General features: G+C 64.4%; 21 protein-coding genes. 7 read left to right on the top strand and 14 right to left on the bottom strand.

Features of this window, described 5'->3' with window-relative positions; all coding sequences use genetic code 11:
* Nucleotides 1-29 precede the first annotated feature (29 nt).
* From ABDW57_RS21735 to ABDW57_RS21770, 8 genes are all read right to left on the bottom strand, one after another.
* The gene (locus tag ABDW57_RS21735; RefSeq protein WP_343732238.1) at nt 30-2,696 is read right to left on the bottom strand and encodes a FimV/HubP family polar landmark protein; all 2,667 of its coding nucleotides are present in this window, start codon (nt 2,694-2,696) and stop codon (nt 30-32) included.
* A gap of 222 nt (nt 2,697-2,918) precedes the next feature.
* Nucleotides 2,919-4,046: an aspartate-semialdehyde dehydrogenase gene (gene asd / locus ABDW57_RS21740; RefSeq protein ID WP_343732239.1), complete on the bottom strand. Its 1,128-nt coding sequence runs from the start codon at nt 4,044-4,046 to the stop codon at nt 2,919-2,921.
* A gap of 63 nt (nt 4,047-4,109) precedes the next feature.
* Nucleotides 4,110-5,180, bottom strand: a complete 1,071-nt coding sequence (gene leuB, locus ABDW57_RS21745) for a 3-isopropylmalate dehydrogenase (RefSeq protein WP_343732240.1) — start codon at nt 5,178-5,180, stop codon at nt 4,110-4,112.
* Nucleotides 5,181-5,190: 10 nt separating this feature from the next.
* On the bottom strand, nt 5,191-5,838 hold the full coding sequence (leuD, locus tag ABDW57_RS21750) for a 3-isopropylmalate dehydratase small subunit (RefSeq protein WP_343732241.1): 648 nt from the start codon (nt 5,836-5,838) through the stop codon (nt 5,191-5,193).
* Between the two features lie 39 nt (nt 5,839-5,877).
* Complete coding sequence (locus ABDW57_RS21755; protein ID WP_343732242.1) at nt 5,878-6,003, bottom strand: entericidin A/B family lipoprotein; 126 nt, start codon at nt 6,001-6,003, stop codon at nt 5,878-5,880.
* 51 nt (nt 6,004-6,054) lie between these two features.
* Nucleotides 6,055-7,458 (bottom strand): 3-isopropylmalate dehydratase large subunit, encoded by a 1,404-nt coding sequence (gene leuC, locus ABDW57_RS21760; protein ID WP_343732361.1) that lies wholly within the window; start codon nt 7,456-7,458, stop codon nt 6,055-6,057.
* A 188-nt stretch (nt 7,459-7,646) separates the two neighbouring features.
* Nucleotides 7,647-9,560, bottom strand: a complete 1,914-nt coding sequence (locus ABDW57_RS21765) for a chemotaxis protein CheA (protein ID WP_343732243.1) — start codon at nt 9,558-9,560, stop codon at nt 7,647-7,649.
* Nucleotides 9,560-10,390 carry a protein phosphatase CheZ gene (locus ABDW57_RS21770; protein WP_343732244.1) on the bottom strand — a complete coding sequence of 277 codons (831 nt, stop codon included), beginning with the start codon at nt 10,388-10,390 and terminating at the stop codon, nt 9,560-9,562. Before ABDW57_RS21770 ends, ABDW57_RS21765 begins: the two co-directional genes overlap by 1 nt.
* Before the next feature lie 268 nt (nt 10,391-10,658).
* On the opposite strand from ABDW57_RS21770, the gene ABDW57_RS21775 reads away from it, so the two are divergent.
* The 6 genes from ABDW57_RS21775 (at nt 10,659) to ABDW57_RS21800 (ending at nt 14,972) form a co-directional block, all read left to right on the top strand.
* Entirely contained in the window at nt 10,659-11,126 is a 468-nt protein-coding gene (locus ABDW57_RS21775) for a universal stress protein (RefSeq protein WP_343732245.1), read from the top strand.
* A gap of 88 nt (nt 11,127-11,214) precedes the next feature.
* A complete protein-coding gene (locus ABDW57_RS21780; protein ID WP_090176109.1) occupies nt 11,215-11,859 on the top strand; it encodes a response regulator transcription factor in 645 nt (214 codons plus the stop codon).
* A 204-nt stretch (nt 11,860-12,063) separates the two neighbouring features.
* Nucleotides 12,064-12,855 carry a helix-turn-helix domain-containing protein gene (locus ABDW57_RS21785; RefSeq protein ID WP_343732362.1) on the top strand — a complete coding sequence of 264 codons (792 nt, stop codon included), beginning with the start codon at nt 12,064-12,066 and terminating at the stop codon, nt 12,853-12,855.
* Nucleotides 12,856-13,031: 176 nt separating this feature from the next.
* Nucleotides 13,032-13,232, top strand: a complete 201-nt coding sequence (locus ABDW57_RS21790; protein WP_343732246.1) for a hemin uptake protein HemP — start codon at nt 13,032-13,034, stop codon at nt 13,230-13,232.
* Between the two features lie 96 nt (nt 13,233-13,328).
* Nucleotides 13,329-13,661 carry a hypothetical protein gene (locus ABDW57_RS21795; protein ID WP_343732247.1) on the top strand — a complete coding sequence of 111 codons (333 nt, stop codon included), beginning with the start codon at nt 13,329-13,331 and terminating at the stop codon, nt 13,659-13,661.
* An 18-nt stretch (nt 13,662-13,679) separates the two neighbouring features.
* Nucleotides 13,680-14,972, top strand: a complete 1,293-nt coding sequence (locus tag ABDW57_RS21800; RefSeq protein ID WP_343732248.1) for a DUF2325 domain-containing protein — start codon at nt 13,680-13,682, stop codon at nt 14,970-14,972.
* Nucleotides 14,973-15,059: 87 nt separating this feature from the next.
* Here ABDW57_RS21800 and ABDW57_RS21805 read toward each other — a convergent pair whose 3' ends face one another.
* Genes ABDW57_RS21805 through ABDW57_RS21825 form a run of 5 tightly spaced genes read right to left on the bottom strand, consistent with a single transcriptional unit; the run spans nt 15,060 to nt 19,468 of the window.
* The gene (locus ABDW57_RS21805; protein ID WP_343732249.1) at nt 15,060-16,424 is read right to left on the bottom strand and encodes a sulfite reductase subunit alpha; all 1,365 of its coding nucleotides are present in this window, start codon (nt 16,422-16,424) and stop codon (nt 15,060-15,062) included.
* Nucleotides 16,421-17,431, bottom strand: coding sequence for an FAD:protein FMN transferase (locus tag ABDW57_RS21810; protein ID WP_343732250.1), 1,011 nt, complete (start codon nt 17,429-17,431; stop codon nt 16,421-16,423). The genes ABDW57_RS21805 and ABDW57_RS21810 overlap by 4 nt, the downstream gene beginning before the upstream one ends.
* Before the next feature lie 7 nt (nt 17,432-17,438).
* Nucleotides 17,439-18,278 carry a DUF4198 domain-containing protein gene (locus tag ABDW57_RS21815; protein WP_343732251.1) on the bottom strand — a complete coding sequence of 280 codons (840 nt, stop codon included), beginning with the start codon at nt 18,276-18,278 and terminating at the stop codon, nt 17,439-17,441.
* Between the two features lie 14 nt (nt 18,279-18,292).
* Complete coding sequence (locus ABDW57_RS21820; protein WP_343732252.1) at nt 18,293-18,802, bottom strand: DUF2271 domain-containing protein; 510 nt, start codon at nt 18,800-18,802, stop codon at nt 18,293-18,295.
* Between the two features lie 18 nt (nt 18,803-18,820).
* Nucleotides 18,821-19,468 carry a PepSY-associated TM helix domain-containing protein gene (locus ABDW57_RS21825; protein ID WP_343732253.1) on the bottom strand — a complete coding sequence of 216 codons (648 nt, stop codon included), beginning with the start codon at nt 19,466-19,468 and terminating at the stop codon, nt 18,821-18,823.
* A 153-nt stretch (nt 19,469-19,621) separates the two neighbouring features.
* Here ABDW57_RS21825 and ABDW57_RS21830 point away from each other — a divergent pair, with 153 nt between their 5' ends.
* A complete protein-coding gene (locus tag ABDW57_RS21830) occupies nt 19,622-20,119 on the top strand; it encodes a pyridoxamine 5'-phosphate oxidase family protein (RefSeq protein ID WP_343732254.1) in 498 nt (165 codons plus the stop codon).
* Between the two features lie 19 nt (nt 20,120-20,138).
* On the opposite strand, the gene ABDW57_RS21835 is transcribed toward ABDW57_RS21830, so the two are convergent.
* Entirely contained in the window at nt 20,139-20,501 is a 363-nt protein-coding gene (locus ABDW57_RS21835; protein ID WP_343732255.1) for a KGG domain-containing protein, read from the bottom strand.
* Nucleotides 20,502-20,533: the final 32 nt, after the last annotated feature.

Here is a 20,533-nt window from a genome sequence, read left to right on the forward strand (position 1 = left end):
TGAATCAGCCATTATATAACGGCGCGCTTTTATCCCAGCTGGGCCTTCATGGCGTTGGCCTTGGCCACCTGTTCGGAGTTGCCGCCGCGCACCACCTCGTCCAGCAGTTCGCGCGCGCCCTCCTTGTCGCCAATTTCCTGATAGGCGACCGCCAGGTCCAGCTTGGTGTCCATTTCCATGTGGTGGGCCGACAGCGGCTCATTGCTGGCCGGCGCCGGCGCCGGTGCGGCGGCTGGCGCATCGGCCGGGGCGTTGAGGTTGTCCAGATCCAGATCAATGCCCGACAGGTCAAATTCCTGCGCGGCCGGCGGCGGTGCGGCAGTGATATTTTCCACTTCCGGCGGCAGGTCAAGCGCGGTGTCGAAGTCCAGCGCGGCGGCATCCGCTTTCGGCGGCTCGGTGAAGGCCGGCACTTCCGGAATGTCAAAGCCGGCCAGGTCCAGGTCCAGCGGGTCGGTGTCGGCCGGCGGCGTGGCCGCTGGCGCCGCCGCGCCCGACGGCAGCTCCAGGCCGAAGTCCATGCCCAGGTCTTCCGCCGGTGCCGGCGCCGATGCTGGTGCTGGCGCTTCGGCTGCGGGCACTTCAATCGCCGGGGCCGGCGCCTGGACTGGCTCGAAACTCAGGCCGCCCAGGTCGAAGTCCATCAGATTGTCGGCTTCCGCCGCCACCGAGGCCGGCGAGACCGCGGCATCGGCGGCCTGCGGCAGCGCGGTGTCAAGGTCGGCGCCAAAGTCGAGGTCGTTGAAGTCGGCGGTGGCCGGCGCTGGCGCTGGCTCGGCGGCCGGTGCCGGCGCTGCAGCGTCCTGGCTCAGATCCAGGTCCAGCGGCGCAGCCGGCGCTTCGGCCGGGGTATAGGTGCTGCCGAAATCGGCGCCGAAATCGCTCGCCGCTGCAGCGGCCGCGGCTGCACCAGCCACGGCAGCCGTGGTGACCGGCGCAGCGCCAAACGGCGTATTGCCGCTGTCAGCGCCCATGCTGTACAGCGGATTGGATGGGTCCAGTCCGCGGCCCATGGTTGCGGCCTGTTCCCACTCGTCGCCCTGGCCGCGGGTCAGCGCGTACAGCTCGGAAGCCTGGGTTTCAAACGCGCGCGCATCCTTGCGTGCCACGTAGATTTCCAGCAGTTTCAGGCGCACGGCGTGGCGCTCCGGATGGGTGCGCAGCGCTTCTTTCAGGATTTCCTCGGCCTGGGCGTCGCGGCCATAGGCGATGTAGACGTCGGCTTCCGCCACCGGGTCCACTTCGTTGGTATCGAGCTGGCTGGCCGACGGGGCGAAGTTGGAGTTGAACACGCTGTTGTTGGTGTCCACGCTCTGACCGCCGGCGTCCGCGATCAGCGGCTGCTGCGCCGGGATGGCGGTGTCGCCCAGAATCGATGGCTCCTCGGCCGGCACCACGAATTTCTTGCGGCGGCGCGAAGCCATGATGCCGACCACCCCCAGCAGCACCGCCGCGGCGGCAGCGCCAACGTAGGTGATGTTGTCCATCAGAACTTCGAAGAAGCTGGGCTCCAGTTTCTTTGGCGGCAGCACCAGCGTGCGCTTTGGCTTGTGTTCCTGCGGCGTCACGTCCAGCTCCGCCACGCCGGAAGCGGCCGGAGCCGATGCGGCTGGCTTCTTGACATCGGCTGCGGCCTTGTTTTTCACGGCCATCAGCTTTTCGAGATCGTTGACGTTCTTTTCCAGTTCCTTGACGCGGGCAGAGGCCTCGTCCACCGCCTTTTGCCTGGCGATCTTGTCCTCTTCCGCCGCCACGCCGGTCTTGCCCTGCTGCGGCGCGCTGGTGGTGGCCTTGGACAGGGTCAGCTTGTCCTTGGCGGTGTTGGCGGCGTTGGGCTTTTCTTCCACCTTGGCGGTGATCTTGCCCGACACGTTTTGCGAGGCATCCGGCTCCTTGGCCGGGCTGCTGGCGGCCACCTGGCCGGCCAGCTTGGCGCGGTAAGCGTTGAAGTCGGCCGCATGGGCCACCACCACGGCGCGCGCTTCGCTCTCGCTGCCGGCGGCGCGGATGCCTTCCACGTCCGGCACGGACAGGATCTGGCCCGATTTCAGGCGGTTCATATTGTTGCCGCTGAACGCTTCCGGATTGGCGCGGTATAGCGCTACCAGCATCATGTCGAGCGACACGTCGACCGGCTTGACCTGGTTGGCGATGCGGGTCAGGTTGTCGCCCGACTTGACGGTGTATTCGTTGGCGACCGCCTTGCTGGCCGGGGCCGGCCGTGCCGGCGCGGCGGAGGCGGCTGGGGCGGCCGGCTGGGCCGCGGCTGGCGCCGGCTGGGCGGCAGCGCTGGCCGGGCGGTTGGCGACATCGACCGGCGCCGTCACTTGCGGCGCCTGGGTGGCGCGCAGGTCGGGCGGATCGAGCAGGAAGGTGTATTCGCGCACCATGCGGCCGCCGGTCCAGTTCAGCTCCAGCAGCATATCGACGAACGGCTCGTTGATCGGCTGGCTGGAGGTGACCTTGATCACTTGCTTGCCGTTGCGCGGCTCGACCTCAAAGCGCAGCGACAGCAGCGCGGGGTTGAAGTCGATGTTGGCGGAGCGGAAGGCATCGGCCGGTGCCAGCCTGGCAACCAGCGCGCTGGCCTCTTCCGGGGTGACCGCAGTCAGTTCGATTTCCGCCCGCAGCGGCTGACCGAGCGCAGACAGGACGGTCAGCTTGCCCAGTCCCGCCGCATTTGCGGACGCGGCCAACAAAACCGCGCTAGCCACCGCGCTGGTGAGTGACTTCAACGCGAACGAAACAAAGGGGCGATTTTGTACAGGCATAGTGGGGCGTTTTTATGATTGTCAGAGGGAAAACATAACATCATGCTCAGGAGCATGCAAGCTTTGCACCACTGTAAACCAACAAAAGGGCTTTCCCCTATGAAAACACATAGGGAAAAGCCCTTCTCTTGCAGGATTTAACGCTGTTTACTGATCCAGCACAATGCGCAGCATGCGGCGCAGTGGTTCAGCCGCGCCCCACAGCAACTGGTCGCCCACGGTGAAGGCCGACAGGTAGTCCGGACCCATGCTCATCTTGCGCAGACGGCCGACCGGAATCGTCAGGCTGCCGGTCACGGCCGCTGGCGACAGGTCTTTCATCGACGCTTCGCGGGTGTTCGGCACCACCTTGGCCCACTGGTTGGCCGAGGCGATGATGTCGGTGATCTCGTCCAGCGGCACATCCTTGTTCAGCTTGATGGTCAGCGCCTGCGAGTGGCAGCGCATGGCGCCGATGCGCACGCACAGGCCGTCCACTGGAATCGCCTTGGAACCGAAGTCCGGGCCCAGGCCCAGAATCTTGTTGGTCTCGGCGCCGCCCTTCCACTCTTCCTTCGACTGGCCGTTGCCCAGGTCCTTGTCGATCCACGGGATCAGGTTGCCGGCCAGCGGCACGCCGAACTGCTTGGTTTCCTCGGCCGACAGGCCATGCTGGGTGGCCAGCACCTGGCGGTCGATTTCCAGGATGGCCGAAGCAGGATCATCCAGCAGCGGCTTGACGGCGCCATTGATGGTGCCGAACTGGGTCAGCAGCTCGCGCATGTGCTGCGCGCCGCCGCCCGAGGCCGCCTGATAGGTCATCGAGGTCATCCAGTCGACCAGGCCGTGCTGGAACAGGCCGCCCAGGCCGATCAGCATGCACGACACGGTGCAGTTACCGCCGATGAAGTTCTTCACGCCCTTGCCCAGCGCATCCTTGATGACGTGCATATTGACCGGGTCCAGCACGATGACCGCGTCTTTTTCCATGCGCAGGGTCGATGCGGCATCGATCCAGTAACCGTTCCAGCCGGCCGCGCGCAGTTTCGGGAACACTTCGGTGGTGTAATCGCCGCCCTGGCACGAGATGATGATCTCGCACTTTTTCAGTTCGTCGATGTCGGTCGCGCTTTTCAGCTTGGTTTCGTTCTTGGCCATCGCCGGGGCGTTGCCGCCCGGATTCGAGGTGGTGAAGAACACCGGCTCGATGTGGGCGAAATCGCCCTCTTCCTGCATGCGCTGCATCAGGACCGAACCCACCATACCGCGCCAACCTACCAGACCTACGAGTTTCATTTTGCTCTTCCTTTTAAATTATCTATCCCGACGTCATTCCGGCCCAGGCCGGAATGACGCGCTTCAGCCGAGGGCTTTGACGACGGCGTTGCCCATCTCTTCGGTGCCCACCTTGGTGGTGCCGGCTTCGTAGATGTCGGCGGTACGCAGGCCTTGCGCCAGCACTTTCTTGACGGCGGCTTCGATGCGGTCGGCCTGCTCGGCCTTGTTCAGCGAGAAGCGCAGCATCATGGCGGCCGACAAGATGGTCGCCAGCGGATTGGCGATGCCCTTGCCGGCGATGTCCGGCGCCGAGCCGTGCGACGGTTCGTACAGGCCCTTGTTGTTGGCGTCCAGCGAGGCCGATGGCAGCATGCCGATCGAACCGGTCAGCATGGCGGCCGCGTCCGACAGGATGTCGCCAAACATATTGCCGGTGACGATGACGTCAAACTTCTTCGGCGCGCGCACCAGCTGCATGGCGGCATTGTCGACGTACATGTGGTCCAGCGCCACGTCCGGATATTCCTTGTGCACGTCGGTAACGATGTCTTTCCAGAACTGGAAGGTTTCCAGCACATTGGCCTTGTCCACCGAGGTCAGGCGCTTGCCGCGCTTTTGCGCGGCCTGGAACGCCACGTGGGCGATGCGGCGGATCTCGCCTTCGGCGTAGCGCATGGTGTCGAAGCCCTCGCGCTGGCCTTTGAACGGACCGTCCGGGCACTCGCGCACGCCGCGCGGCTGGCCGAAGTAAATGTCGCCGGTCAGCTCACGCACGATCAGGATGTCCAGGCCCGACACCACTTCCGGCTTCAGCGTCGAGGCGCCGGCCAGTTCCGGGTAGAGGATGGCCGGACGCAGATTGCCGAACAGGCCCAGGTTCTTGCGCAGGCCCAGAATGGCTTGCTCGGGACGCAGCGGACGGTCCAGGGTGTCGTACTTCCAGTCGCCGACGGCGCCAAACAGCACCGCGTCGGCGTCCTTGGCCAGCTTCAGCGTGGCTTCCGGCAGCGGATGGCCGCTGGCTTCATAGCCGGCGCCGCCGACCGGCGCGGTTTCCATCTCAAATTGTTCGCCCAGCGCATTCAGGACCTTGACGGCCTGCGCGACGATTTCCGGGCCGATGCCGTCGCCCGGGAGGATTGCGATTTTCATGGTTTCTTCTTTAGATGACGTTAGCCAACCAGGGTTGGTTTGCCAGATGGCGCTGTTCGAAGCCGCGGATCGCGTCGGCGTGACGCAGCGTCAGGCCAATATCGTCGAGCCCGTTCATCAGGCAGTATTTGCGGAAGGCGTCGATCTCGAAGGGGTAGGAGAGACTGCCGTTGCTGGTGGAAATGCGCTGCTGCTCAAGGTCGACCACCAGTTTGTATCCGGGGAAGGCCTTGACTTCGTTGAACAGATGATCAATCTGCGCTTCGGTCAATACGATCGGCAGCAAGCCGCTCTTGAAACAGTTGTTGAAGAAGATGTCGGCAAACGAGGGCGCCACGATGGCGCGGAAGCCGTACTGGTCCAGCGCCCACGGCGCGTGCTCGCGCGAGGAGCCGCAACCGAAGTTCTTGCGGGTCAGCAGGATCGAGGCGCCCTGATAGCGCGGCTCGTTCAGCACGAAGTCCGGATTCAGCGGACGCTTGCTGTTGTCCATGCCGGGCTCGCCGTGGTCCAGATAGCGCCACTCGTCGAACAGATTCGGGCCAAAGCCGGTGCGGTGGATGGACTTCAGGAACTGCTTTGGAATGATGGCGTCGGTGTCGACATTGGCGCGATCCAGCGGCGCCACCAAACCTTCGTAAATCGTAAATTTTTCCATGATCGTTCTACAGTGGACGGGCGCCTGGCCCGTCGGTTTTTAATGGCCTGAGGCGCCCTGGACCGCCTGCCCCGCTTTTTGCACGTCTTTGCCGATGCCGGCCACGGTGTTGCAGCCGGTCAGTGCGAAGCTAGCGATAATGGTCAGAGCGATGATCTTTTTCATGATAGTTCCTATCCTGGTTGGGTGCGGCGCCTCAGCCGCGTTTTTATAAAATCAGTGCAGTGCGCGCACGTCGACAAAGTGGCCGGCGATACCGGCTGCCGCAGCCATCGCCGGCGACACCAGATGGGTGCGCCCGCCCTGGCCTTGACGACCTTCGAAGTTACGGTTGGAGGTCGATGCGCAGCGCTCGCCCGGCTCCAGGCGGTCGGCGTTCATCGCCAGGCACATCGAGCAGCCCGGTTCGCGCCATTCGAAACCGGCATCCTTGAAGATGCGGTCCAGGCCTTCGCGTTCCGCCTGTTCTTTCACCAGGCCCGAGCCCGGCACCACCAGCGCCAGCTTGACGTTGGAGGCGCGGTGCTTGCCGCGCACCACCGCCGCTGCCGCGCGCAAGTCTTCGATGCGCGAGTTGGTGCAGGAACCGATGAACACCTTGTCGATGCGGATGTCTTCGATGGCGGTATTCGGTTTCAGGTCCATGTAGACCAGCGCCTTTTCCATGGCGTTGCGCTTGACGCTGTCCTTTTCGTGATCCGGGTCCGGCACGCGGCCATCGACCGGCAGCACCATCTCAGGCGAGGTGCCCCAGGTGACCTGCGGCTTGATCTCGGCCGCGTCCAGCGTCACCACCAGGTCGAACCTGGCGCCCGGGTCGGTGTGCAGGGTGCGCCAGTAGGCCACCGCCTGGTCCCACTGCGGACCGGCCGGCGAGAATGGACGGCCTTTGACGTAGTTGATGGTGGTGTCGTCGACGCCGATGATGCCGGCGCGCGCGCCGGCCTCGATCGCCATATTGCAGACCGTCATGCGGCCTTCCATCGACAGCGCGCGGATCGCCGCGCCGCCGAATTCCATACAGTAGCCGGTGCCGCCGGCGGTGCCGATCTTGCCGATAATGGCCAGCACGATGTCTTTGGCCGTGACGCCGGCCGGCAGCTCGCCGTTGACTTCCACCAGCATGGCCTTGGATTTCTTCTGCAGCAGGGTCTGGGTGGCCAGCACGTGCTCCACTTCCGAGGTGCCGATGCCGTGCGCCAGCGCGCCAAAGGCGCCGTGGGTCGAGGTGTGCGAGTCGCCGCAGACCACCGTCATGCCGGGCAGGGTGGCGCCCTGCTCAGGGCCGATCACGTGCACGATGCCCTGGCGCTTGTCGTTCATGTTGAAGTAGGTCAGGCCGTAGGACTTGGCGTTCTTGTCCAGCGTTTCCACCTGCAGGCGCGAGACCGGATCGGCAATGCCGTCGGCGCGCGAGGTGGTCGGCACGTTGTGGTCGGCCACCGCCAGGTTGGCCGACAGGCGCCATGGCTGGCGATTGGCGGCGCGCAGGCCGTCAAACGCCTGCGGGCTGGTCACTTCGTGCACGAGGTGACGGTCGATATACAGAATGGTGGTGCCATCGTCTTCCGTGCGGACGACGTGCGATTCCCAGAGTTTGTCGTAAAGCGTCTTCATGATGTTATTTGCGTACTGCTACGATTATCCAACTTGATTATGCCATATTGTGCAATGCAATAGCAGCCACCGCTGTCCGACCTCTTGAGCCCGATGCCTTCTGCATACCGATACACGGGGTATGACTCCTAAAAATAAAAAAGCCTGCGTGGGGACGCAGGCTTTTGGTCTTGCTGGCCTGGTCTTCTGACTCAGGCCGCCATGCGTACACTCCCTCGACAACCGTCCATTAGGAACGATAGGCCGACCACTAGCACCAGCTCGCCCTCGGCGGAGCGCGCCGTGCCGGTAATGCCCTCGACAGTAATCGCGGTCATCGGTTTAATCACCAGGTCGGCAGTGCCGTCCACCGCTTCCACCGCCAGGATGTATGGCTGTGGCGCGGAGACAACAATACCCACCTTCTCGCGGCAGCTTTCGTAGCCCAGCGAGTCGGCCAGCGAGCGCACCGGCAGCGGCCGGCCCTGGTCCTTGAGGACCGGGGCGCCGCCCACTTCCATGAACACTTCCGGCAGCTCGACCACGCGCTGCACCACGGCCATCGGCAGCGCCAGCGCGGCGCCCGAGGTCGAGACCAGCATGGTCGGCACGATCGACAGCTCGATCGGCAGGCGGATCGAGAACTTGGTACCCTTGCCCAGCTCGGATTCGATGTGGATGGCGCCGCGGTTTTTCTCCACGGCGGTCTTCACCACGTCCATGCCGACGCCGCGGCCGGACACGCTGGACGCCACTTCCTTGGTCGAGAAACCCGGTAAGAATACCAGTTGATAGCAATCGTCGCTGGTCAGCTGGGTCGATTCCGAGATCAGCCCCTTCTGCAAGGCCTTCTGGCGCAGCTTGACCGGATCCATGCCCTTGCCATCGTCCTGCAGCACAATCATAACGCTATTCGCCTCCTGCCAGGCTTTCAGCTGGATGTAGGAGCGGATCGGCTTGCCGGCGGCCGCGCGTTCTTCCGGCGTTTCGACACCATGGTCGAGCGCGTTGCGCAGCATGTGCACCAGCGGATCGTACAGCGAATCCACCACCACGCGGTCGACTTCGGTCTCCGCACCTTCGATGTTCAGATCGACTTCCTTGCCCAGATCCTTGGCCAGCTCGCGCACCAGGCGCGGGAATTTCTGGAACAGGCGGCCGACCGGCTGCATGCGGGTGGCCAGGGTGGCGCGCTGCAGTTCGGTCGAATAGCGCGAGGCGCGTTCCAGCGTCTCGGCCAGCGTCGACATCAGCGTCTGCGCCTGGCCTTCGAACTTGAACTGCATCAGGCGTTCCAGCAGCACGGCGGCCTGGTTGGCGGCCTGCACCGATTCGCCGGCCACTTCCAGCAACGCATCGAGCTTGACGGCGTCGATACGGATCGATTCTTCCTTGGCCGGCGCACTTTGCGGACGCTCGTCCTTCTTCTCGGCGGCTTCGCGGCGCGCGCCCGGGGTGGCTTTGACTTCGGCCGCCACGGCGGCGATTTCAGCGGCGTCCGGCTTGGCTGCCGGCGCCGGCGCCGCTGCCGCCGGTGCGGCGGCCACGGCGGCCGGCGGCGCGGCCGAGCGGGTGTAGCTGCCCGGCGGCATCACGGCTTCGTACATGCCTTCCCAGTCGAGGCCATCGGCCGATGGGGCGGCGGCGGGCGCGGCCACGGGGGCCGGCGCGGCAGCGGCGGGCGCTGGTGCGGGCGCTGGCGCCGGTGCGGCGGCGGCCGGCTTGGCCGGGGCCGAGTCGGCCTTGCCGGCGATGGCGTCGTTCAGCAACTGCTCCAGGTCGCCCGGCAGCGCGGGCAGGCTGCTGGGCTCGGCGCCGTCATTCAGTTCCGCCAGCTGGTCGGCCACAAAGCCCGACGCCTGCAGCGCGGCTTCGATCGACAGCGGCGTCACCGGCGCGGCGCCGGTACGCAGGGCATCAAACAGGTTTTCGGTCAGGTGGCAGGCCGTCACCAGCGCAGGCAGGCCCATGAAACCGGCGCCCCCCTTGATGGTGTGGAACGAGCGGAACACCGCGTTCAGTGTCTCTTTGTTGTCCGGGTCGCGTTCGAGGCGCAGCAGGTGCTCCTCGACATTGACCGCCAGATCCATCGCCTCGACGACGAAATCTCTCAGCATATCGTCCATTAGAACCCCAGATCGGCAAGCAGGTCGTCAACACTATCCTGATTCAGGGCCACGGCCGGAGCCGACGGGCCGGACATCAGGGACACTTCTTTCTGTGCGATTTTCTCCTTGACGCTCGGCGGCGCGTTGTCTTTCAACAGCTGCGCCAGCTCCTGCTCCACGGTCTTGGTGATATGCACCACCTTCTTGATCAGCTGGCCGGTGATGTCCTGGAAGTCCTGCGCCATCATGATGTCCAGCAGGCGCGCTTTCTCGGCCTCGGTGGCGGCCGACACGGCCACGGCGAATTTCTGCGAGTCGCCGGCCAGTTGCTTGAACTGTTCCAGGCTCAGCTTGCCGGCGAACAGGTCGGCCCAGCGGGTTTCCATGTCTTTCGACTGCTTGGACAGCACGTCCTGCTCCGGCATGCCCTCGTCCAGCGTGTTCAGCACCTTGTTGGCGGCCTGTTCGGTCAGGGAGGCGACGTATTCCAGGCGGTCCTGGGCGTCGCTGATCTGGGTGGCCGCCTCGGTCAGCGCCTTGTCGTAGCCCAGTTCGCGCAGCGAATCGTGCAGCAGGCGCACAATGCCGCCCAGGCGTTCAAACATCACATCCTTGCCGTCGGCGTTGTCGCCGTCGGCGCCAGCGGCAGCGGCCGGCGCGGCGGCCGGTTCGGCGGCGGCCACGGCATCAGGCGGTCGGGCCGCGGCGACTTCTTCGAACAGGCTTTCCAGGTCATCTTCCGCGGCAGCAGCCGGTGCGGGTGCAGGCGCTGGAGCGGGCGCTGCGTTTTTGCTCTGAGCAGACACCTCTTCAAATAATGCGTCGAAATCGTCAGCGGCGTTAGTCATAATCCCTGCTTCTCCATATTTGGTCAATTTGCTGCCCTAAACTAGCTGTATTTGGAGATACTAACATCGGATAGAACAACGGAGTATGCCGCGTGACACAAAAGTAGTGCTTTAGTGCAAAAAAAAGCTGTTAGAAGCATAAAAGCCCACACCCTGCCGCGCAGGATAAAGCGCTTTTATTTGATAAATATCAAGTCTTTCCAGAGTATCAATAATGTAAATCGCGACTACAATGAAGCTGTGAGCTGATGCAGAAAGGAGGTCCATCATGTACCGCAAAATCCTGATCACCACCGACGGTTCGGCCGTCTCCAGCAAGACCGCGTGCGCCGGCGTGCAGTTTGCCGAGCAGCTCGGGGCCGAGGTGCTGGTGCTGTTCGTGGCGCCCGAGTACCAGTATCCGATTTACGTGGAAATCATCCCGCCCAGCTACCCCAGCGAAGAGGAATACCGCGCCGCCATGCAGCGGGCCGGCCAGGAGCACACGCAGGATGTGGCCGACTCGTGCGCGCGGCGCGGCGTGCGTTGCCAAGCGCTGACCGCCTTCCACGAAAGCGCGGCCGTGAAAATCGTCGACGTGGCGCAACAGCACGGCTGCGACCTGATCTTCATGGGCTCGCACGGGCGCAGCGGCTGGGGCCAGTTGTTACTGGGCAGTGTAACCAACAAGGTGTTGCAGCACTCCAAAATTCCGGTGCTGGTGCACCGCCTGATCAAGGAGCCCGGTAGCAAATAAGCAGCACGCGCAGGCCGTTTGTAGTAAGATCATAAGGTTGATTCAATCGCAATAACAATTACCATTAATCACTTTCAAAGCGATCCTTATGATACGTATCGTCATTGCGGATGACCACACCATCATGCGTGAAGGCCTCAAGCGCATCCTCGACGGCGCGCCGGACATTGACATCGTGGGCGAAGCCATTGACGGTTTCGAGGTGCTGGGCCATGTGCGCCAGGGCGGGTTCGACCTGCTGCTGCTGGACTTGTCCATGCCCGGCCGCAGCGGGGTCGACCTGATCCGCCAGATCAAGGCCGAGGCGCCCAAGCTGGCCATCCTGATCCTCACCATGCACGAGGAGGAGCAGTACGCGGTGCGCGCCATCCGCGCCGGCGCGCAAGGCTATCTGACCAAGGAAAGCGCCGGCACCCAGCTGGTCGGCGCGATCCGCAAGGTGGCTTCCGGCCGTCCCTACATCAGCACCGAGGTGGCCGAGCAGCTGGCGCTCAACATCATGATGCCGCACGAGTCGCTGCTGCACAAACAGCTGTCGGACCGCGAGTTCGAGGTATTCTCGCTGCTGGTGGCCGGCCGCTCCATCACCGAAATCGCCAACAGCCTGCACCTGAGCGTGAAAACCGTCAGCACCCACAAGACCCGCATCATGCAGAAGATGGGCATGAGCTCGCTGTCGGAAATGGTGCAGTACGCGGTGGCACATCGCCTGCTGTCGCCGTTCAAGACCTGAAAGCGGGCTCGTACGTAGGAGTACTCCTACACGCCTTGGTGGGACTCCTACGTCTACATTCAGCCGTTGCTGATATCTATCTCCCCCCTGTGTTGGCATACTGAAACCATACCGCACAGCACCTAGCCCACAGGAGAGATCACCATGCTGTCTACGCAAACGTCTGAAATTCGCCCGGCCACGACGACGCTGCAATCGTCGTCGATGGAAGCCGGCCGCCAGCGTCAGGGGCGGCTCTGGTCGAACCTCAAGGAAGTCTGCGACCTGCTGCACATCCCGGCCGCCAACTCCATGGCCAACGAAGAACTGCTGTTCCAGCATGTGCAGTTCAAGACTGGCCAGCGCATCCACACCATCGGCCAACCGTTCGACACGCTCTACATCGTCAACTCGGGCTTTTTGAAAACCGTGCTGATCGACGAATACGGCAACGAGCAGGTGCTGAGCTTTCCCATGAAGGGTGACATGCTGGGGGTGGACGGCATCCACACCCGCCATTATTCGTCGGAAGCGGTGGCGCTGTCCGACTGCGACCTGATCCTGCTGCCATTCAAGAAGCTGACCGCCCTGGGCCGCGTGCACCTGGAACTGGAAAACATGATGTACGGCGTGATGAGCCGCGAACTGGTGCGCGAGCAAGCCATGATCGGCATGCTGGGCGCGCTCAGCGCCGAGGCGCGGGTGGCGCGCTTCCTGGTGGCGCTGGCCGAACGCTTCTCGCAGATGGGCTACTCCAGCAAGCTGTTCAACCTGCGCATGACGCGCCACGAAATCGGCAGCTACCTCGGGCTGACGCTGGAAACCGTCAGCCGCACGCTGTCGGCCTTCAACGAGATCGGCCTGATCAGCGTCGACCAGCGCACCATCGGCATCAAAGATCCGGAAGCCCTGAAAACCTTGCGCCGCCTGCCGCCTTCGCGCACGCGCGGCAAGCCGGCCGCCCGCAGCAAGGGCGCCGCCACCGTACCGTCCGGCCAGTTGCTGGCGGCCTTGTAGCACCCGCAGCACTTGTAGCGCTCAGTACTACCTCCCGTATCACCCAGCCTTGGGCCCGGTTTCTGACCGGGCCGTTTTTTTAATGAATTTATAACTGAAAAAGGCTTGCATTCCGTCCCGGCTTCCACAATAATGAATGCAAATACGAATCATTCTTATTTATGGAGAACCAGACGATGATTACCACTACCCCTGCCCTGCCGCCCGCCATCGCTGCCCACCCCATCGCCACCCAGGCCGCGCAAGCCGTCAAGCCGGTCAAGCGCATCAGCAGCGCCAGCCTGATGGACGGCGCCCGCGAGCTGGAAATTGACCACGGCGGCCGCGTCTACCGTCTGCGCATCACCCAATTGAACAAACTGATCCTGACCGCTTAACCGTGCGTTAAAGGGCGCGCCGCCGCGCGCCCACTCTCCCCTCCGAGTAGCCAGCCCTGCGCCAGCCACCCTCTCTTTCCACACCAGGAGCGTCTGATGGCCATCGAACACAGCAACCCGATCTTCCTCGCCCCATCGCATGGCGGCCACAATCCCGAACTCATGTTGTCCGCCGTGCTGCACCTGATGTCGCACTACACGGCTGGCAGCGCAGCGGCCGGCGGCTGCGTCAAGCTGGCCTCGGTCATCGAGCGCCACCTGAAAGCGCTGGCCAGCCTGCCGGAGCTGGCGCCGGTGCTGAGCGCGACCTGCCAGCAGCTGTCGGAACAGTGGGCCAACGAAGTGGAGCGCAATCTGCACGAGCAGGAAAAAACCAACTTCCTCAGCCGCATCATGGCGCGGGCGCGCACCGCGCCGTCGGTGGCCTGAACCGAGGAGCGTGCAGACATGTGCGAGAAACACGATCCACTGGCGGCCATCATCGCGGCCGCCATGCCGCAGGCAGCCGGTCCGGTGGCGCCCCGCCCGCCGGAACAAGCCGCGAAACAGCAAGTCATCAAGCCGGTCATCCACAACGTCCTGAACGTGCTGGCCAAAGAAGCGGAAGCGCAGGCCTCGCGCCGCCGCCGGCTGTGGGAACTGAGCCATGCATGCCACTGCCCGCTAGTGGGCGTCGGCTTCCCGCTGGGCGTGTTGCGCAAGCTGGTGGACAAAGTCACCAATGGCAAAGTGGTGGCCGACGATTACGAAGTGCACGTCGGCGCCGTGACCGAATGCGGCACCCGCAACCGCCTGTCGGAAGCGCTGCAGAAAGAACTGGAACGCCGTTACGCCGGCGTGCTGCTGCGCTTCCGCAATGCCAAGAGCACCGAACAGGTGGCCGAGCTGTGGCGCACCGCAGTCAACAACGGCGACGTCGCCGGCGCCTTCTGGGCCGGCCTCACGCACCCGCGCTGCACCGCCGAGCTGGAAGAACAGATGTGCCGCGACCTGCACATGGTGCAGCACCAGGCCGGCGCCTGCGTGCGTGCCGACATCAACAAATTCAACGCCACGCTGGAAGACAACAAGCGCCTGACGCACGACCTGAGCAAGGCTCAGCAACGCGCCACTGCCCTGCTGGCCGAGAAAAGCGCCGAGTCCGAACGACACGCGGCCCAGCTGATGCAGCTGCGCGCGCAAGTGGTCGGCAAGGACAGCATGATCGACTCCCTGAAAATCGCGCTGGAGCAGTTACGGCGATCGATCCCGGGCCTGGAATCGCGCGCCAGGCTGGCCGAGCGCCTGGGCCAGATGGAAGAGCGCGAGCGCGCCATGCGCAACCAGATCAACGAACTGAAGCTGGAACTGGCGCGCGCCGCCGAACAACAGGCGGCGCCGGTGCAGGAAGAAGCGCGTCAGGTGGTGGAACATGTCATGAAAATGCCGCTGCGCCTGAGCGAGCGTTCCGTGCTGTGCGTGGGCGGCCGCAACGGCAACGTCGCCAGCTACCGCGAACTGATCGAGCGCGAAGGGGCGCAATTCGCGCACCACGATGGCGGACTGGAAGACAACGCCAACCGCCTGGAAGCCAGCCTGGCGGCGGCCGACCTGGTGATCTGCCAGACCGGCTGCATCAGCCACAGCGCCTACTGGCGCGTCAAAGACTACTGCAAACGCAACGGCAAGCGCTGCGTCTTCATCGACAACCCCAGCATCTCCAGCCTCGCCCGCGGCCTGGAGCAAGCCAGCGCCGACTAACTCCGGGGTCAGGTCCGCCATTTCTACACGGGCTCAACAGCTGCGCTGTTGAGCCCGTGTAGAAATGGCGGACCTGACCCCGGAGTTTTAGTAGACGTCGCGGCGGTAGCGGCCGGTGGCGGCCAGGTCGTCCAGGGCGTCGCGCCCCAGCGCTGCCGCCAGCGCCGCATCGACGCCGCCGGCCATCCCTTCCAGGCTGCCGCAAATGTAGATCGCCGCGCCTTGCGCGATCCACTCGCGCACCGTCGCCGCCTGTTCAGCCAGGCGATCCTGCACGTAACGGCGCTCGGCCTGGTCGCGTGAAAATACCAGGTCCAGTTTTTCCAGCATGCCATCACGCTGCCAGCCCTCCAGCTCGGCGCGATAGTGGTAGTCGTACGCCGCGTTGCGCTCGCCAAACAGCAGCCAGTTGCGTCCCCGCCCCGCCAGCGCGCGCGCCTTCAGGTGGCCGCGCAAGCCGGCAATGCCGCTGCCGTTGCCGATCAGGATCAATGGTCGCTCGGCGTTCCCTTCCAGCCGGAAGCGCTTGTGCTGGCGCACGCGCAATTGCACGCTGGCGCCCAGCGCGGCCTGCTGGGTCAGCCAGCCGGATGCCGCGCCGTGGCTGCCGTCCTCATGGGTATGCAGACGCACCAGCAAATGCACGCGTCCGTCGGCAGGAAGCGAGGCGATCGAATATTCGCGCGCGCGCGATGGATCGGCCGGCGCGGCAATCTGCACCAGATCGCCCGACTGCCATTCCGGTTGCACGCCAGCCGCCGGTTCCAGTTCCAGATGGTAGATCGGCTGCCCCGCGCTGCCCGGATTCAGCTGCACGCGCCCGCTCAGGCGCCACGCATCAAACGCTGGCGCACTCCAGTCCGGCGCATCGCTGGTGCCGGCCAGATGGCTCAGCTGCTGGCGCCATTGCCCGATCGCTTCGTCCGCACTGCGGTTCACTTCCACGCGCGGGAACAGGCTCTGCGCGCCTTGCGCCTGCAGCCATTGATCCAGCGCGCGGCCGAAGCCGCAGAATTGCGCGTACGCGCTGTCGCCCAGCGCCAGCACCGCGTAGTGCAGTTGCGGCAGCGGCAGCGAGGTGGTCATCAGGCGGCCGGCAAACGCCGCCGCCGCATCGGGCGCATCGCCCTCGCCGTAGGTGCTGACCAGGAACAGGATGCGCTCGGCACCCTGCAAATCGTCCGCGCCCAGCTCGGACAACTCCGCCAGCCGCGCCGGTATGCCGGCCAGCTTCAGCGTGGCCGCGGTCTGCTGCGCCAGCGCCTCCGCATTGCCGGTCTGGCTGGCGTACGCGACGATCCAGCCGGGCGCTGCCGCCGCCTCCGCCTTGGCGCGCTCGGCCGTCAGACGTTTGCGCCGCGTGCGCAGGTACGGCGCCAGGCAGACCAGCGCATATGCCGCGCTCATGCCTGCCACCAGCAGCCATCGGGTGGGGTCGTTGCTCCAGATCATTCTTCAAGCAGCTTGCGTAAGTGGGTGCTCAGGTGTTCGGTGAAGCTGCCGTCCGCCTGGCGGACGACAAACCGCGCGGCCAGCCCTTGCAGCTCGGCCAGATCCAGGCCGTCGCGGTGGCCCAGCACGGTCAGCGCGGTCGACCACGCATCGGCCGCCATGCATTGCGCGTGCACCACGGTGACCGATGCCAGGTCATTGGCGATCGGCATGCCGCTGCGCGGATCGATGGTGTGGGAATAGCGCTGCCCATGCAGTTCAAAATAGCGGCGATAGTCGCCCGAGGTGGCCACTGACAAGCCATGCAGCGCCAGCACCAGTTCATCGATCTCGGCGCCGCTGACCTGTTCCAGCATCACCCACCACGGTTGCCCGTCCGGCTTGACGCCGCTGCCGCGCAGCTCGCCGCCCACCTCAACCAGGTGGTGCGCAAAGCCCTGCGTTTTCAGATAGTAAGACAGCCGGTCCACGCTGTAGCCCTTGGCCACCGCCGACAGATCCAGCTGGACCCCGCCCGGCTGCAAGGCGCGGCGGCCGTCGCGCTGCAGGATCACCGGCCGCGCCGCCAGCTGCGCGCGGGCGACGGTGATTTCATCCGCGGATGGCGGCATAAAATCAGGCTGGTCAAACCGCCCGTACGGCCCGAAGCCCCACAGGTTGACCAGCGAACCCGCGCATGGATCGTAGGCGCCGCCGGAGTCCCGCGCCACGCCCATGGCATAGGACAGCACATCAAAAAACGCCGGCGGCAAGGCCTGCCAGCTACCCGGCGTGGCGCGGTTGAAGCGGCCCAGGTCGGACTCCGCTTCCCAGTGGCTCATCTCGGCCACGATGAGGTCGAGCTGCTGCTGCAGCCCGTCGGGTACATGCTCGGCGGCCTGATCCGGCGCGGCCACCAGCCGCACCGACCAGCTGGTGCCCATGCTGCGGCCGGCGTAGTCGCGGATCACGCCGCCTGCTGGTGCCCGGTCGTCGGAGATGTCGTGAGGCAGGAGTACCCGGCGCATGCCAGCCTTATTCCGGCAGGATTTCCACCACCGCCGCGTAAGTTGCGCGGCGCGGCGGCATTTGCGGCGGTTGGCCCGGCACTTGCGGCGCCGCGGCCGGCCAGCTGCTGCTGATCATGTAGGCGCCGGCAACCGGCAGCACAAAGCTCAGTTCGCCGTTGGCGTCGGTGGTCTTGCGGATCTCGCCCAGCGTGCCGCGGTACTTCACGCCGCCCGGAATCAGGCTCACGCCCTGATTGGCCGCTGGCTTGCCGTCCAGCAGGAAGCGGAACGTGGCTTTCTCGCCAGCGCGCAGTTCGGTCGGATGGGTGACCGGCACCAGCTCCAGGCCCTTGCCGCTCGCCTTCAGCACGTCCTTGCTGGCGTCGCCATTGGTGACAAAAGTCTCCAGGCGGCTATCGGTGCGCGACAGTTTCACCTCGGTGGCATCGGCCGGCACATCCTTGGCCAGCGATTCCTCGGTGCCGCGGAATCGCTTGACGTTGCCTTCCTTGTCCTTGTAGCTGCCAAACACGCTTTGCGATACCAGCGCGATCTTGTAGGTGCCGGTCTTCACCAGCTTCAGGTCAAAGGTGTTGCGCAGCTTGCCGTTGCTGACATTTTCCATGGCCACCTTGGCGCCGTCCGGGCCGCTGATGTCAATGCCGTCCAGTTTGAGCGGCACGTGGTCGATATCGAACAGGCCTTCCGAAATGGCGGCATCCACGGTCACCCAGGCGTTGCCGTCACGGCCGGCTTCCACCTGGCTCGACGATGGCAGCAGCCACGGCTTGTGGGCGTGCGCGCTCAGCGACACCAGCGACAGGCCGGCCAGCGCCAGCGCGATCAACGATTTTTGCAGTTTCATGTCTCCGCCCTGCCTTATGGTTTGACTTGCACAACAACGGCGCCCAGTTCTTCCTTGCCCTGGCCGGTCACATTGGCGGCGGTTTTCGGTGGCCATGCCAGCGGCACCTTGACCACTTCACGGCCGCCGGCTTCGCGCGCGGCTTCCACCAGCACGGTGTACTGGCCGGCCGGCAGCTTGTCCAGCGCACCTTTCGGAATATTCAGGGTCAGCTCACCCGGCGCCTTGGTCGCGCCCGACACGCCATCCATCGGCATGCTCAGCTCACGGCCGCTCTTGCGCCACCATTGCCGCATGTCCTTCAGCCACTTGGTGCCGGCGTTGTCCTTTTTCTTGGTGTCGTACAGCACGGCCAGGTTGGCGACCACTTTCTGATCGGCATTCTCCAGCCACGCGGCGATGTAAGGACGGTGGTATTCAGCCACGTTCAGCTGCGGCACATCGAGTTTGAGCGCCAGATCGGCGGCCATGGCCGAAGCGCTGGCAAGTGGCAGACTAAGCGCGATGGAATAGCGTAATTTCATGGAGATCCTGTCGTGAGATTAATGAATGAACAGCAGTGCGATAACTACGGGAATCAGCACACCCAGCCCCACCATCGGCCAGGTGAACGGCCGGTTGGCCGCGTGGAATTTCAGGATCAGCAGGCCGGTGATGCAAAACACCAGGCAGGCCACGGCAAAGATGTCGATGAACCAGTTCCACGCGGCGCCGGTGTTGCGGCCCTTGTGGACGTCGTTCAGCCAGGAAATCCAGCCGCGGTCGGTATTTTCAAATTCGGTGGCGCCATCGTCCAGGCCGATGCGCACCCAGGCATCGCCGCCGGCCTTGGCCAGCGGCAGGTAGACTTCATCGACCGACCACTCGGCCGCGCGCCCGCCCGGCTGAATCTGGAAGGTGTGCGCCAGCCACGCCTCGGCCTTGGCCGGCAGCGGTTCCTTGGCGCCGTCGTGCTGCCCGGCGTAGGCGCGCAGCTCAGCGGTCAATGCCTCCGGCAGCTGCGCCTGCTTGCGCACGATGCTGGGCTTGGCCTCGATCTGCGCAGCGTGGTTGAGCGTGATGCCGGTGATGGCAAACAGGAACATCCCGAGCAGGCACACGGCCGAGCTGATCCAATGCCACTGGTGCAAATGCTTCAGCCAGACGGCGCGGCTGGCATTGCGGGCGGAACTGGCGCTGGGTACGCTCACGGATCTTCCTTCGGATGAAAAACACAAATGATAATGATTATCATTTGATCAGTCAATCCGGCTTGTGTATCTGTTATGTAAAGTTGCGCACAGTGTGCACCGGCCGGGCGCGCTAAGGTGGGGCCACCATCCCTTCACGCTTGGAGGCGCATCATGCCGCTTTATTCACAGGATCAGATCAACACCATCGCCGCCAAGATCAAGGCGGTGCGCTTTGGCATGTTCACGACGATGGACAACGACAACATGCTGAGCAGCCGGCCACTGACCACCCAGCAGATCGATAACGAGGGAAATATGTGGTTTTTCACCTCGGACGAGGCGGCGTTCACGCACGACCTGGAAGACCATCCGGAGGTCAACGTCAGCTTTTCCAATCCGGACGAGAATCTGTATGTCTCCGTCACCGGGCAGGCCTACCTGCTCAAGGACCGCGCCAAGGCACGCGAACTGTGGAGCCCGGAGGTGCGGGCGTGGTTCCCCGGCGGACTGGATGACCCGCACCTGGCCTTGATACGGGTCAAAATCCAGACCGCCGAATACTGGGACGCCAGCACCAGCAAGATGCAGCAGCTGGTGCAACTGGCCAAGGCCAGGATTACCGGCAACGCGCCGGTGTACATGGGCAAGCACACCACGATTTGCCTGTAATCCCCTCACTGCGGGCCGATCAGGACTTTGAACGGCCCGACGCGCCACGGCCGCCTTTGCCGCCGCTGTCGTCGTCCTCCTCCTCCTCATTCTGGCTGGCGCTGCCTTTGTTGCCGCCGCTGCTGCGCGAACCGCTGCCCGACGAGGCGCTCTGGCTGCTGCGCCCCGGATCGTTCTTGTGGCTCATGGCGCCGGCGCGGCGTGCCTCTTCCGAGGTAAACTCGTGCGCCGTGCCTTTTTCGTGCGCGGCACGGCCGCCTTCCGCAGCGATCTCGCGCTGCTGTTCCGGGTCCATCGAAGCGAAGCCGCGTTTGCTGGTGTCGCCGCTTTGCTTGCTGCCGGATTTGCCTTCCTGCTTGCTGCCCTTGTCGTTGGTTGCCATGATCATCTCCTCAAATCGTGAAAGGAGCAGTC

It is taken from the genome of Duganella sp. (assembly GCF_039595735.1).
GTDB lineage: Bacteria > Pseudomonadota > Gammaproteobacteria > Burkholderiales > Burkholderiaceae_D > Rugamonas.